The organism is Mycolicibacterium aichiense (assembly GCF_010726245.1).
Classification (GTDB): domain Bacteria; phylum Actinomycetota; class Actinomycetes; order Mycobacteriales; family Mycobacteriaceae; genus Mycobacterium; species Mycobacterium aichiense.
The window spans coordinates 4,153,014-4,168,448 of the sequence record NZ_AP022561.1; the positions used below are offsets into that span (position 1 = coordinate 4,153,014).

Consider the following 15,435-nt stretch of genomic DNA (forward strand, 5'->3'; position numbering starts at 1 on the left):
GCTCCCCTGTCATTGCCCGAGTCTGGCGTAGAAAGCCTCGGTGGCGTCTTTGGCGGGCGCCCACCAGCTTTCGTTGTCGCGATACCACTCGATCGTCGCGGCCAGCCCTTGCTCGAAGTCAGGATAACGCGGCCGCCACCCGAGCTCGTCGCGCAGCTTGGTCGCATCGATCGCATAGCGCAGGTCGTGACCGGTGCGATCCGGAACATGGTCGTAGGCGTCGGCGGGCTGGCCCATGATCGTCAAGATCAACTCGACGACGGTCCGGTTGTCCTTTTCGCCATTGGCACCGATCAGGTACGTCTCCCCGATCCGGCCGTTCTCCAGGATCATCAACACCGCCGAGGAGTGATCATCTGCGTGGATCCAGTCCCGCACATTCAACCCCTCCCCGTAGAGCTTGGGGCGCGCCCCGCGCAGCACGTTGGTGATCTGACGAGGGATGAATTTCTCCACATGCTGATACGGGCCATAGTTGTTCGAGCAGTTCGAGATCGTCGCGGCCACACCGTAGGAACGCATCCACGCCCGCACCAACAGATCGCTGCCCGCCTTCGTCGACGAATACGGTGAGGAGGGGTTGTACGGGCTGGCTTCGGTGAACCGGCCCGGATCATCCAGCTCCAGATCGCCGTACACCTCGTCAGTCGAAATGTGGTGATACCGCACCCCATACTTACGCACCGCCTCCAACAACGTGAACGTCCCGATCAAATTGGTGCGCAAGAACGGTTCCGGATCATCCAGGGAATTGTCGTTATGGGTCTCCGCCGCGTAATGCACCACACTGTCGGCGCCTGCCACCAACTTGTCGACGAGCTCAGCATCGGCGACATCACCGTGCACGAAGCTGACCCGATCCTCGGGTAAACCGGCCAACGACTCCCGATTCCCGGCATAGGTGAGTTTGTCCAGCACGGTGATGTAGTGGTCGGTGTGCTGATGCGCGTAATGCACGAAGTTTGATCCGATGAACCCGGCGCCTCCGGTGACCAGAAGCTGCGCCACTACAGACCCCTCTCCAACAGATCCAACAGATACGAGCCGTACCCCGACTTCACCAACAGCTCGGCGCGCTCCCGCAGCTCATCATCGGTGAGAAAGCCTTGCCGCCAGGCGATTTCCTCCGGCACCCCGATCTTCAACCCCGTCCGACGCTCCATCGTCCGGACAAAATCGGCAGCGTCGGTCATCTGATCGAACGTCCCGGTGTCCAGCCACGCCGTGCCGCGCGGCAACACCTGCACGCGCAACCGTCCCTGGTCCAGGTACGCCCGGTTGACGTCGGTGATCTCGTACTCGCCGCGATCGCTCGGTGACAGATCTCGGGCGATCGCCACCACGTTGTTGTCGTAGAAGTACAGCCCAGGGACTGCGAAGTTGCTTCGGGGCTGCTTCGGCTTCTCCTCCAGCGACACCACCACACCGGTGGGGTCGAATTCCACCACACCGTAGGCCGACGGCTCGGCCACCCAGTAGGCGAAGATCTGGCCACCGTCGACATCGGCGAAACACTTGAGCTGAGTGCCCAACCCCGGTCCGTAGAGCAGGTTGTCACCCAGGATGAGGGCGACCTTGTCGTTGCCGATGAAGTCCGCACCGATGGTGAACGCCTGAGCCAGGCCGTCGGGAGACGGCTGCTGCGCGAACGTGATCGACACCCCGAACCGAGACCCATCCCCCAACAACCGCTCAAAACTCTCCGCATCATGCGGAGTCGTAATCACCAAAATGTCGCGAATCCCCGCCAACATCAACGTCGACAACGGGTAATACGCCATCGGTTTGTCATACACCGGGATCAACTGCTTCGAGACCCCAAGAGTGATCGGGTGCAGGCGGGTACCGGAACCACCCGCCAGGATGATGCCCTTCATGACACCCGTCGGATGACGCGAACGCCCATCCCACGGGTCTCGTAGATGCACAGGTCGTCACACCAGAACCGGCCGTCGAACACCGCGAGCACGCCGCGGTCGTCGCTTTGTGTCGACAGGATCTCGATCTCTGACTTGGTGCGCTTGTTGGTCGGTGTCACCTGCCCGCGGAACTTCCAGCTGAACATCTGGTCCAAAGCGACCGGCTCGAACTCGAATTCGTCGCCCGCGCCGGCCAAACCGGCCAGCCGGAACGCCGCGCGGGCCGCCTGCTGCATGGCTTCCAGACCCAGCGAACCCGGCTGCACCGGATCTTGGAAGAAGTGGGCTTTGAAGAACCACGCTTCCGGGGTGACGTCGTACTCGGCGACCAGCCGTCCCAGCCCGGCTTCTCCCCCGCCGGGCCAGAACTTGACCCGGTCGAGCACCTGAAGCCGGCCCTGGTCCAGCCACGGTGCGCCGTCGAGCTCAGGCGCCCGGTACGGCAATTCGACCGGCGCCGGTTCGGAAAGCGCCTCGAGCACACCGGTTTTCATTCGCAAGCCGACTTGGTTGCGCAGCGCCTCGGGACTGAAGAAGCCGAATGCCGTCTTCATCGTCATGACGACGTCGTCGTTCTGGGTGCAGACGACGTCGAAGAAGACGATCGTCGAACCGGCGCCATCGGCAAACCGCTCCAGCGTCGAGGTCACCCGCAGGGTGCCTACCCGGGCCGGCCGATGCTGGATGACATCGCCGCCGTCGAGATTGCGGAACACCACGTCGTCGGGACGATTCGCGGCGAATCCGTTGTACGACGACAACCAGCCGCACGGCTGCAGCAGGATTTCGATGAGCACCGGCATCGGCACCGCGTCGACGTGCGCGTCGGCGAAGTACCACTCACCCTCTGGCACATCGTATTCCGCGACGACAGTGCCACCCTTGGTCGGAACTCCCGGCGGGCTGGACACGCTGAGCACGCGGGACATGAAATGGTACGGCTCATCCGGCAGGCGCGGTGCCCGCCTCGTGCCATCGAACGGCGCATACAGGGCGCCGAACGCATCCGACGGCATCCCGCGCCCGCACGCCAGAAGCGCGCCCTGGTCACCGCGAACATCGTTGGTGCCGGCCAGGATCTGCACTGGCCCGGGCGCACCCGGCGGCATCGGCCAGTCCGGGACCAGGCGCATCCCGAAGCGCCGGGCGTGGAACACCTTGAAACCGTCACTGCGGCAGAGCAGTGCGGCGAAGACCGTCGGCGTGGGCCCGTCGATGATCTCTTCGATGAACACCTCGTAGTCGAGCATGTGGTCGGCGTCCGGCGTCACCTGGCCGCGGCAGACGAAACGGGCCATATCGTCGGGCACCGGCTCGAACCGCCACCCATCCTTCTCGATGGTAAAACCGTAGGCAGCCATCGCAAACGACAGCGCCTGGGTGGCCGCATCGGCCATCAGTGTGCCGGGCATGCAGGGATCGTTCTTGAAATGCCCGTCGTAGAACCACATGTCCTTGGGCACGGCGGCGGTGGCACGCAGGTAACCGCGGCCCCATGGCCCGCCGGTGGGATCGAATTCGGCGATCTCGTCGATCAGCCGCAGTCTGCCCTTCGGCAGCGACGGCGTGCGGGTATGCGCAGCGGCCCGTTCGAAGCCGGGCCCGAAGCACCGGTAAGCGTGACCGTCGGTGAAGGCCTCGACGTCGGCGGCGCTGAAGGAACGCTTCTGGGTGACCACGGGTGGCTCGTCCCGGACTGCGCCATCGCGCGGCGCGTCGTCAGCGGCGTCCCACAGCACCCCGTCCGACTCGGCAAGCTCGGCATCGGAGAAGAATCCCGCCTGCCCGTTGCGCACCGAGATCATCAACCGGTCGCCGATGTAGCAGTCATAGTGGAAGAAGAACAACCGCGTATCACCGGTTTTCGCGTGACCGTCGATGTGGATCTCGTAATGCAGCGTGTCGCCACCCTTGGGCAGTTCACCCATGAACGTCAGGTCACAGCCGAGCAGGCGGTAGACCCGTTCGCTGCGGTTGGTGAAATCCGCGCCAAGCCAGGAGGCGAGCAACAGATCCGCTTGCCCGCTCTCGATCACCACACCCGGTGACATGCGGCCGTTGTGGATGTACCAGGCGTCCGGGTCGACGTCGGTCTCGGTGACGATCAGGCCGGTCCCCATCGTTCCGGGCTCGCCCTCGATGCTCATCACCCGATCGGCCAGTAGCAGCGGCGGCTCCGGCATCCGCACCAGCCGCTCGTACTGGTCGTACTCGGCGAACTTCGGTCCCATCACCTCCGAGACCTTGCCGCCGGCAAGAACTTCCAGCTGAGCACGGGTCCACAGCGGCTCTTTCGACGCAGCCAACCGCTTGCTCGGCGCAGGCGCCTGCGCCGGCGCAGCGGGCGGCGCGGGCTGGCCGACGGTGACCGGGGGCGGCGGCGGGGCGGGTGGTGCGGGTGGTGGTGGCGGCGGTGGTGGCGGTGCACTCGGCGCAGGCATGACCGGTGCGCTCGCCACGGGAGCGGGGGCAGCCGCCGGTGCGGGTGTGAAGACGGCCGGCGCGCTCGTCGCGACGGTGGAATTCGATCCCCGCCGTCCCGACACGAGGGCGAGAAGATCGCCGCGCGACTTCAGGAACGACGAGTGAGCCTCTGCCTGCCGCTCCAGGAACGCGGTGTGCGCGTGGCTGACCGAGGCGACCAGGTTCAACGCCGTCGTCGTCTGATCGCTGCGCGTGGCAGCCGCCGGCGCGGCAGGCGCAACCGGCCGGGCCACGACAGTGCTTGTCTCCGTGACGCTGTGCACGACGAGGTCCTCGGCTACCACCAGCGGCGTAAGTCGCGCGGGCGCGGGCGGCATGACTTGAACACTTCGCACTTCAGGCATTGGCGTACTTCCGTTTCTGGACGCCGCCGGCGTCGAGACAGGCATGGGTGGTGCGGGAGGCGAAACAGTCTGGGGCGCCTCGGGAACCGAAACGATGTCCGGCCAATGAGCGGCCAGCGTGAGCTTGCGGGTGCCCTCCGACGACGCCGGCTCCCGCTGCTCGCGCAGTTGCCGGATACGCGCCTCGAACGCCTCGATGTCGACGGGCAGTCCGTGCACCCACAGCTTGGACACGCTCTCGGCCAACGCACGCAGCCCCCGCCGTTCTTGGGGGTCCAGCGCGACAGCCAGATGCGGTCGGTCGCCGAGGATCTTGCCGACCGCCCCGGTCAGGATGCTGCGCGGGCCGTGCTCGACGAAGATCCGGACACCGTCGTCCCAGGCTTGCAGAATCGTTGCCGGGAAGTCGATCGGCTCAAGGGCCTGGCGGGTGATCGCCTCGGCGGCTGCTTCACGGGTGGGCACATAGGCCCGGTTGACCGCGTTGGTGTAGAAGCGGATGTCGGGGACCTCGTGCGTCTCCCGGGTGTGAATGCTGCGCCAGGTTTCGGCGAACGGCGCCATGGCCTCGCAATGGATGACCATGTCCAGCCCCAGCGGGATCGCGGTGGCGCCGGCAAGCGCGTCGATCACCCGGCGGCATGCCGCGGGATCCCCACCGATGACGCAGTCGTCCGGTGCCTGCACGATCGTCATGTAGGCGCGCGGTTCGGTGGCCAGTGCAGCGTCGACCTCGGCCCGCGGCGCGGTGATCCGCCAGCACTCCCACGGTGCCGGCTGATCTCCGAGCCCCCAGTCGGCGGCGGCCACCCGGCAGTCACCGGTCAGCTCGTCGCCGTACATGCCGGACGCTTCGATCTCCCCAAGCATCGGTTCCAGATCACGCCAGACCCCGAAGGCCAACAGCGAGTTAGTCTCACCCGACGAAAGTCCGATCGCCGCAGTCGGTGTGAGACCGAGTACGGCCCTTGAGAACTCGGCCTGCGATTGGCAGACCAGAGCGCAGCCGGTCAGCTGGGTGCGCGGATCCAGCGTGGTGATCCCGGCGCCGTGCAGCGCGCGCGCCAGATCCCCGACACCGGAGAGTCGTTCGGTGAGCGCGTCACCGATCTCGGGCCACGCGAACAACAGATCACGCCCGGCGCCCGGGTACGCCGCGGCGGCACCGGTGAACGTGAACGCCAGCTCGCCGGCCATCGGTTCCTCGGCATAGGCGATGCCGGGGATCGCAGGCGCCTCGAAGCGTTCGAGGCGCTGGAGCGCCTGCTGGCGCAGTTTGTCCACCGTGGACTCGCTGTCACCGACCAATGAACACCGGACCGGTCCGGCGCCACCTGGCTCGCCACGCCGCATCCGCGCGAGCAGATCCGCCCGGCTGTTGCCGGCATAGCGTTGCGAAAACGGCACGACGCCAACAGCCAGTGGCTTGGGCGCGCCGTCGGCGGCGGATACGGTGATGCCGTCGGCATGCCCGCCCAGCGCCTCCACCCACACCGCCGCCGAGGTACCGCCCGGCGCCGGTTGAGCCCCGGCCTCGTCCACCCGCACCCGGGCCCGGACTGCTTCGGCACGGGCCGCGATCTCCACGGCGGCACTGGCCGCATGGGTGCGGCCGATCCGGCCGACCGCGAAATTCGGATCCGTTTCGAGCGGTTCGTCGTCGGTGTCGATGACAGCGATGATCTCGTCGCCGGCCTCCTCGGCGTCCGCACGCCGCTTGAGCACAAAGGCCACCGCGGCGTCGCCGTGACCCACGCTGGTGTCGGCGTCGAGCGCATCAGCTGCCCGCGAATGCGCCGGCTCACAACACATGTCGACCGCGCCGGCGACGACGGTGTCGAGCTCACCGTGCCGCAGCGCTCGAATGCCGATCTGCAGAGCGGTGATCGCGGACAGTTCTTCGGTGGACACCGTGAATCCGAATCCGCGGAAGTCGCGCTGCGCGTGGATGCGGTTGGCGGGAATGTTCGGCATGGTTCCCACTACGCCGTCGGCGGTCAGCTTGGGGGCCGCTTGCGCGTTGGCGTCCAGCCAGCGTTCGTTGTCGGTGTTGAGCACCCGCAACCGTTGCCGCGCGATCATGGCGTCGCAGCCCATACCGACGAACACTCCGGTGCGGTCCGGATCGGTGACGACACCGTCGAGCGCCTGTCCGGCCGCTGCCAGCATGACGGTCTGCTGGCTGAGGCTGCCCGCGAGTTCGTTGGGCGGGAATCCGAGCCCGGCGAGGTCCAGTGCGACGCTGTCGAGTGGGGTGGGCTGCGCCTCCGGACCGAACACCCGGCGGCGGAATGCCTCCGGATCGCCTGCGTCGCCGGTGACCACACCGATTCCGCAGATCACGATCTCGTCGGTCGGCGGCTGTTGCCGGGTCATCGACGGTTGTGGGCCGCGGTAATTCTCGACGATCAGGTGGGCGTTGTTGCCGCCGAACCCGAAGTTGCTGACCGCCGCGCGTTTGACCGGGCCGTCCCACGCCGTGGGAGTGGTCACCAAGGTGAACGGCGTATCGGCGAGCTTGTCGGTCGGCTTCCCACACACGGTCGGCGGAATGGTCGACGCCTGCATGGCGGAGAGCACATTTACCAAGCTCGCCGCTCCGGACACCGTGATGGTGTGACCCAGGTTGCCTTTCAGCGCACCCAATTTCAGCGGAACGTCACCGTAGGCGGCCGCGATGCTCTGCAGCTCGGTGGCATCACCCAGCGGGGTGCCGGTGGCGTGACAGTCCACGTAGTCGATGTCGGCGGGGGTCAGCCCAGCCTGCTCCAGCGCGGACATCATGGCACGGGTCTGACCGCCCACCGCCGGTGCCAGGAAGCCGCTCTGGCGGCCGTCGTTCGAGAGCCCGACGCCCAGGATCACCCCGAGGATGTTGTCCCCGGCGCGCTCCGCGTCGGCCAGACGCTTCAGCGCCACCAGGGCGGCACCTTGCGACGGCACCAGTCCGTCGGCTTCCGCGTGAAACGGGCGAGACTGCCCTGTCGGGCTCAGCGCCTGCAGCGAGGTGAAACCCAGGTGCAGGAACAGGTCGTCCGATCCGTTGACGCCGCCGGCGAGCATCACGTCGGCATCACCGTCGTGCAATGCGTCGCAGGCGAGTTTGATGGCGTAGAGCGACGATGCGCAGGCCGCGTCGAGCGCGAACACCGGACCATTCATCTCCATCGCCCCGGCAACCAGGTGCACGGGCAGCCCCGACGAGAACCGGTTACGCGGATCGTCGTTGCCCTCCCCCGTCCAGACGGCCTCGACGAACGCGGTGCCCATGGTGCTGGGGTAGGACAGATTGCCGACGATCAAGCCGGTGCGTGGCGCCGCGAGCGGACCGCCCAGCGCCTGCTGCGCGCACTGAGCCAGCCACCGAACGATCGGATCGAGTCGGTCGAAATCCGGTATGCGCGCGGCGAATTGACTCAGGTCGAACGACGTGTCGACATAACCTCCGGTCGCCGACGACACCCGCAACCCTGGCTTGTCGCTGGCCAGCAGCTTGTTCGGGTCCACCCCCCGCCATCGATCACTCGGCGTGGGGGTCAGCAGACAGCGTCCGCTCAGCGATGCGTCGAACAACTCCTCGGGTGTCCCTGCGCCGGGCAGCACACAGCTGCGTCCGACGATCGCGACGGGTTCGAAAACGCTCACGCCGGAGTGTCCGCGGCGCCGCCCGCGGCGTAGAACTCGACACCCTCGAGCGTTGCGATGAGCGCACCGTCGGAGGTTTCGTACGCGATGTCGAAGTCGACCCGCTTGTCGTTGACCGGGTGTGCGGCCAACCGGCAGCGTCCGATACTGCCCTCGCCGAACGCCCGGTGCAGAACAACACGCGCGATACGGATCGGCAGCACCAGCGGACGCCCCTGAGAAGCGGCCCACACGATGCCGAGCTGCAGCCCGCCGTCGACACCCGCGGCGTCGATTGCCCAGCCGTTCTGCGGCCAGCCGAGAGCGTCAAGGCTCTTGAGGTCCGCACTTCCGCCGGCAGCGCCGAACGTGTCGAGTCGCTCGACCACCGTGAACTGCGGTCCATGGAACAGGGGTCCGGCGTACGCCTCGTCGACGTTGACCGGCCAGGCCGATCCCGACACCGGCGGAACCGACAGTTGTGGCGCCGCGATGGCTGCGGTGTCGACGGTGGCGCGGTAGCGGGCCCGGCCCTGCGCATCACTGACCGACACCGCGTATTCCGAGCCGACGGGTTCGAAATCGATTCGCAGTGTCTGCTTTTCGCCTTCGGCGAAGGTGACACCGGAGAGCACCTGGAAATCACGGACCACCGGGCAGGTGTCGGCGACCAGGCCACGGGCCGCGCGCAGAATCGCATCCAGCGCGATCACCACCGGCACCACCACCTTGCCGCGGACCTGGTGATCGGTGAGCACCGGCAGCTTTTCCGCCGACACATCCCACTCCAGGTGCGCTGCCCGCAGCCGGGGCTCGGCGGGGGCGGCAACCACGACCGCGGTGGCCGACGACCGGCACAGCGCGTGATCGGCGAAGAACTGTGCTCCCTCGTCGATGGGGATGACACCCACACCGCCCGCGAGGAATCGGCTCTTCAATGTCGCGTCGACCATTCCGCCGTCCCACGGTCCCCAGCCGAATGCGCGGACGACACATTCACCGTTGCGCCGTGCGGACTCGCGGGCTGCGATGGCCTCCAGCGCCGCGTTGGCGGACGCGTATGCCGCCTGTCCGGGATTGCCTGCTCGCGCGGCAATGGAGGAAAACAACGAGATGAAGCGCAGGTCGTCACACGAGGTTGCATCGAGGAGTGACTCCGCACCAACCAGTTTCGTGCTGAACACCTTGAGGAATCCGTCGTCGTCGAGGTCTTCGAGGCGCTTGTCGGCGAGCACACCAGCGCCATGAACGACACCGACGATCGGTCCGAAGTTGGCCCGGACCTCGTTCAGCACGTTGTCCAGCGCGGCGCGGTCGGTGATGCTGGCCGCGAAGTAGCGCGCCGGCGTGCCCTGCTGCTCTGCGGTCGACAAGGTGGCCCGGACTTCCCGCTCGGCCAGCAGGGTTTCGGCCTGAGCACGTGCCTGCGGCAGGCTGAGCTGTTCACCGCGGGCCCGCGCCGATGCCGCCAGGGCGGTGGCGATCTCGGCGGCCGTGGTGCCGGCCGGTTCGTCGGCGCTCACCTCTCGCAGGGGCGTGCGGCCGAGCAGCGCGAGCCGCAGGCCATGGCGTTTGGCCAGCGCCAGCGCCGAGTCCGCAGTCACACCACGAGCGCCACCGGTGACCAGTACAACGCCGCCCGTGGTGACGCTGATCGTCTCACCCTCGCCGACCGACGATTCGATGTCGTCGACCGCCACCAACCGGGTGCCGTCGGCGCGCAGCGCGACCTCGATACCGCTACCGCCCTCTAGCAGTTCGGCCGCGAGTCGCTCGGCGTCAAGGCTTTCCATGTCGATGGCTCGCACGGATGCGTTCGGCCATTCCCAGCCTGCGGTCTTCACCAAGCTCGCGACTCCGACCGGTACGTCGGCGGCGACGAACCGAGCGCCTGTCGACTGTACGGCGACGAATACCCTTGTCGCAGCGCTGCTCCTGGCGACGCTGCGTGCGGCGTGGAATGCGCGCAGATGCATGGCGACACAGTCTTCGGGTGTGCGGGCTGCGGACAGGGCCGCAAGGCTTATGACGGCGCCCGCCTCGGCGGGTACCTCGTCGACAGTGCTGGCGTTGATGCCGCGAGCCGTCAACGAGGTGTGCAGAGCATCGGCGAAGTTAGGGTCCTCACGGGTGATGTAGACGACGCCGTCGCGCAGGCCCGCCATCGCGAGACCGGTGGGCGGAGCGGCGCGCAACTCGGCTTCGGTGCAGGACAGGCCGACCGGCGCGGAGGAGGACGCAGCCGGCTGCGGTGCAGTGGTGGGCTGTTCGGTGCGTCCACCGGAGGCGAATCCGGAGACGGTGTCGACGACGTCCTGCAGGGTGCGCAGGTTGGCCAGCTCCGAGGCCGGGATCTCCGGGGCACCCGGGAACTTCGCCTGCAACGCCGCCAAAATCTCGACCTGCTTGATCGAATCGATCCCCAGCTCGGCCTCCATCTCCATGCCCAACCCGAGCATGTCCACCGGATAACCCGTCTTCTCCGAAACAATCGACAGCACAACATCACCGGCGTCGACGGTCGGGCCGGCGGCCGCCACTGCGACCGGGGCAGTCGAAACCGCGACCGGTGCGGGCGCCGCGAATCCGGAGACGGTGTCGACAACGTCCTGCAGGGTGCGCAGGTTGGCCAGCTCCGAGGCCGGGATCTCCGGGGCCCCCGGGAACTTGGCCTGCAATGCGGCGAGGATCTCGACCTGCTTGATCGAATCGATCCCCAGCTCGGCCTCCATCTCCATGCCCAACCCGAGCATGTCCACCGGATAACCCGTCTTCTCCGAAACAATCGACAGCACAACATCACCCGCAGCCGGACCCGCAGACGCAGCCGGCGCAGCGGATGTCGGTGCGGGCGCCGCGAATCCGGAGACGGTGTCGACAACGTCCTGCAGGGTGCGCAGGTTGGCCAGCTCCGAGGCCGGGATCTCCGGGGCCCCCGGGAACTTCGCCTGCAATGCGGCGAGGATCTCGACCTGCTTGATCGAATCGATCCCCAGCTCGGCCTCCATCTCCATGCCCAACCCCAGCATGTCCACCGGATAACCCGTCTTCTCCGAAACAATCGACAGCACAACATCACCCGCAGCCGGACCCGCAGAAACAGGCGCAGCCACCGCAACCGCAGCAGCCACCGGCGCCGCAAAACCGGCGACCGTATCCACCACATCCTGCAGAGTGCGCAACCCGGACAACTCCGAGGCCGGGATCTCCGGGGCACCCGGGAACTTCGCCTGCAACGCCGCCAAAATCTCGACCTGCTTGATCGAATCGATCCCCAGCTCGGCCTCCATCTCCATGCCCAACCCGAGCATGTCCACCGGATAACCCGTCTTCTCCGAAACAATCGACAGCACAACATCACCGGCGGCGACAGTCGGGCCCGCAGACACCGGCGCAGCCACCGCAACCGCAGCAGCCACCGGCGCCGCAAAACCGGCGACCGTATCCACCACATCCTGCAGAGTGCGCAACCCGGACAACTCCGAGGCCGGGATCTCCGGGGCACCCGGGAACTTCGCCTGCAACGCCGCCAAAATCTCGACCTGCTTGATCGAATCGATCCCCAGCTCGGCCTCCATCTCCATGCCCAACCCGAGCATGTCCACCGGATAACCCGTCTTCTCCGAAACAATCGACAGCACAACATCACCCGCAGCCGGACCCGCAGCCGCAGCCGGCGGAGTCACCGACGCGACCGGGGCAGCGGGAGTGACCGGCGGTGCGATCACCGGCGCGGGCGTAACCGCAGCCGCAGCCGCAGCCGAAACCGGCGCGGGCATAACCGGAACCGGCGCGGGCGCAACCGCGACGGGAGCAGGCGCAGGGGCCACAACCTGTGGCGCTGCAACGCTGGCCGTCACCATCGGAGTTTGCGCAGTCGTCCGCGGATCGCCCACGACGTGGGCCATCATCTGGGTGGACATGTCCAGGAATGCCTGATGGCTGCGCGTGACGACATCCATGTAGCGCTGGTGCTGTTCGGCGGTTTCCTTCTGGATACTGTCGATCACGCTCCACACATCGCCGGACAGCGGCGCTTCGATGACCTCGGCCTGTACCTCCACCTGTTGCTGCACCACCGGTGCCTGCTGGTGAATCACGGGCGCTTGTGCCTGCGCCACCGGCGCCGGTGCGGCAGCCGCAGGCGACGCCATGCGCTGAACGGTCGGCGCCGGCTTCTCAATAGCGGGCGCCGTGGCGGCCGCCGGTGCCGGGCTGGGCGTGCTCACCCGAGTGCGCTTCGGGGTGATCGACACCTTGCCGTCGGCGGGCGGATACGGCTTGCCCAGGTTGGCGCCTCCCACCTTCACCGCATGCTTGGGGGCAGGAACGTACTGCAACGGCTCCTCGTAGTGATCGAAGAGGGCGCCGAGGTCCAGGGCCACGCCGTCGGCGGCCAACGCCGCGAGGCCGCGATGCCAACCGCGCAGCCCATCGGCCTTCTGGTCGTCCAGGGAGATCGCGGCATGCGGAGTCGATCCGAGGATCTTCCCGACCAGTCCGGTCAACACCCGTCCTGGGCCGACCTCGACGAAACGCGTGACCCCGTCGCGGGCCATCGCCTCGATCATCTCGCGGAAACGCACCAGCTGTTGCACCTGATCGCCGAGCTGGGTGGCGACCTCCTCGCCGTACTGCTGCGCAGTGGCGTTGGCGTACACCGGGAAGTTCGGCTGGCCGATCTTCAGCGTCTTCAGATATGCGGTCAGGGGTGCGCAGCTCGAAGCCACGATCGGGGAGTGGAACGCCGAGGCGACCGGCAGGCGAACCGCCGTCCAGCCCTTGGCTTTCGCCGCATTCTCGGCCCACGCGATATCGGTCTCGTGACCGGCAAGAACCACCTGAGTCGGCGCATTGTCGTTCGCGACGACCAGCGATCCGTTGTCCGGCTGCGATGCCACCAGCGCACGTACGTCATCGGCGGTCGCCGACACCGCCAGCATCGCGCCGTCCTTGCCCTGGCCCGCCTCGTTCATCAGCGTGCCGCGGGTGCGTGCCGTCTCGACGAGACTCTCCATCGGCAGGACACCGGCGGCTGCCAGCGCGGTGACTTCACCGAAGCTGTGGCCGGCCGCGGCATCGGCGCTCACACCGAGGAGGTCGAGCAGCGCCAGTTGCGCGAGACTGGTTGCGGCGATGGCCGGTTGCGCGTTGGCCATCGCGGTGAGTTCCTTCTTCTGCGCATCGGCCGCAGCGGCGTCGAACACCGGCTCCGGGAACACGACGCCGGGCAGGTCGGCCAGATCACCCTGCAGCCCGTCCCAGATCGCGAGCGCTTCGGGGAAGGCCAGTGCGAGGTCACCCCCCATCCCGACGTACTGGCTGCCCTGCCCCGGGAACAGGAAGGCGGTCTTGCCGTCGCGTGCCGGGCCCAGGCCGACGGCGATGTTGGCATCTTTGAGCGTCGCGACGGTGCCACCGGCCAGCGCAATGCTGAGCCGGTCAGCCACCGCGGCAAGTGATTCGGCGTCGGTCGCCACCAGCCCTGCACGCGCGTGCTGCGATGCGTCGAAGACCTCTGCGGCATCGAAGGCGATGCGCGCGAGGCTTTCGCCGGCGCGGGCGGCCGCGGCAATATCGGAAGCCCGCTTCTGCAGTTCGGCCTCCGACGGCGCACTGAGCACCACCAGCTCGCTGGGCAGGGTCCGCAGCCGCTTGGCACGGTGCTCGCCCTGATACTCCTCGAGCGTCACGTGGAAGTTGCTGCCGCCGAAGCCGAAGGAGCTGACGGCCGCTCGCCGGGGCTGATCGCCCTTACGCACCCAGGGCCGGGTCTGCGCGTTGACGTAGAACGGCGAATCTTCGATCCCCATTGCAGGATTGGGCCGATCGACCTTCAGGGTGCCGGGCAGCGTCGAATGCTGCAGCGCAAGAACGGCTTTGATGAGACCGGCGGCGCCCGCTGCGGCCTTCGTGTGACCGATCTGGGATTTCACCGATCCCAGCGCGATCCGAGCCGAATTGTCGGTGAATACCGACTTCAATCCGGCGAACTCGGCGACATCGCCGGCCTTGGTTGCCGTGCCGTGCGCCTCAACGAGTTCCACCGTCGAGGGGTCATAGCCGGCGCGCTCGTACGCCCGACGCAACGCCTTGGCCTGCCCCTCGGAACGAGGAGCGTAGACGCTGGACGCACGCCCATCCGACGACGAACCCAAACCGCGGATCACCGCGTGGATCTGGTCGCCATCACGCTCGGCGTCGGCGAGACGCTTGAGGGCCACCATGCCGACGCCCTCACCGATGATCGTGCCGTCCGCACCCTCGGAGAACGGCCGACAGTCACCGGTCGCGGAGAACGCCGGCGTCTTCGAGAAGCACATGTACATCATCACGTCGTTGAGCGCGTCGACGCCGCCCGTCAGCACCACGTCCGACTCGTGCAGATACAACCGGTGCAGCGCCGACTGCAGCGCGGAGAGTGAACTCGCACAGGCGGCGTCGGTGACGAAGTTGGCCCCGCCGAGATTGAGGCGGTTGGCGACGCGACCGGCGATCACGTTCCCGAGCAGACCCGGGAAGGTGCTCTCCTGCCACGGCACATAGTGATCGGCGATGTCCTGACAGATCTCGTCGGCTTCGCTCTCGGACAAACCGTTTTCCAGCAAGGCTTTACGCCAGATCGGCCGCTGCATCCGCGAGCCCATCTGCACCACGAGTTCGGTCGTCGAAGCGACCCCGAGTACGACGTCCACCCGATCCAGGTCGATGTCGGCGCCGCCGCGCTGCACCTCGTCGAGCAGCTGCCGGGCCGCCACCAGGGCGAGAATCTGTCCGGTGTCGGTCGACGGCAAAGCGTTTGGCGGCAGCCCGAACTTCACCGGGTCGAAGTCCACGGCCTCGATGAAACCGCCCCGCTTGCAATAGGTCCGGTCCGGCGCCTTCGGGTCGGCGTCGAAGTAGTCCTCGATCAGCCAATGCGAGGGAGGAACGTCGGCGATCGCGTCGCGGCCGGTGGTGATCGTGCGCCAGAAGCCGTCGAGCCCAGACTCACCCGGGTAGATCGCCGACATGGCGACCACCGCGATAGGAGTTGCAGTGGGCTGGTGCGTGTTGTCAGTCAA

At 67.2% G+C, this 15,435-nt stretch carries 4 protein-coding genes; all 4 read right to left on the reverse strand.

Going from position 1 to position 15,435, the window contains the following annotated elements:
* Positions 1–9 precede the first annotated feature (9 nt).
* Genes rfbB through G6N32_RS19900 form a run of 4 tightly spaced genes read right to left on the reverse strand, consistent with a single transcriptional unit; the run spans position 10 to position 15,435 of the window.
* Positions 10–1,008, reverse strand: a complete 999-nt coding sequence (gene rfbB, locus G6N32_RS19885) for a dTDP-glucose 4,6-dehydratase (protein WP_115321504.1) — start codon at positions 1,006–1,008, stop codon at positions 10–12.
* Positions 1,008–1,877, reverse strand: a complete 870-nt coding sequence (gene rfbA, locus G6N32_RS19890) for a glucose-1-phosphate thymidylyltransferase RfbA (RefSeq protein WP_115321505.1) — start codon at positions 1,875–1,877, stop codon at positions 1,008–1,010. The genes rfbB and rfbA overlap by 1 nt, the downstream gene beginning before the upstream one ends.
* On the reverse strand, positions 1,874–8,392 hold the full coding sequence (locus G6N32_RS29155) for a beta-ketoacyl synthase N-terminal-like domain-containing protein (protein WP_115321506.1): 6,519 nt from the start codon (positions 8,390–8,392) through the stop codon (positions 1,874–1,876). The genes rfbA and G6N32_RS29155 overlap by 4 nt, the downstream gene beginning before the upstream one ends.
* Positions 8,389–15,435, reverse strand: a complete 7,047-nt coding sequence (locus G6N32_RS19900) for a type I polyketide synthase (RefSeq protein ID WP_147292059.1) — start codon at positions 15,433–15,435, stop codon at positions 8,389–8,391. Before G6N32_RS19900 ends, G6N32_RS29155 begins: the two co-directional genes overlap by 4 nt.

Bases quoted from the DNA above. Each gene is read 5' to 3' on its own strand.
- rfbA (WP_115321505.1), bottom strand. From the start codon at position 1,877: ATGAAGGGCATCATCCTGGCGGGTGGTTCCGGTACCCGCCTGCACCCG.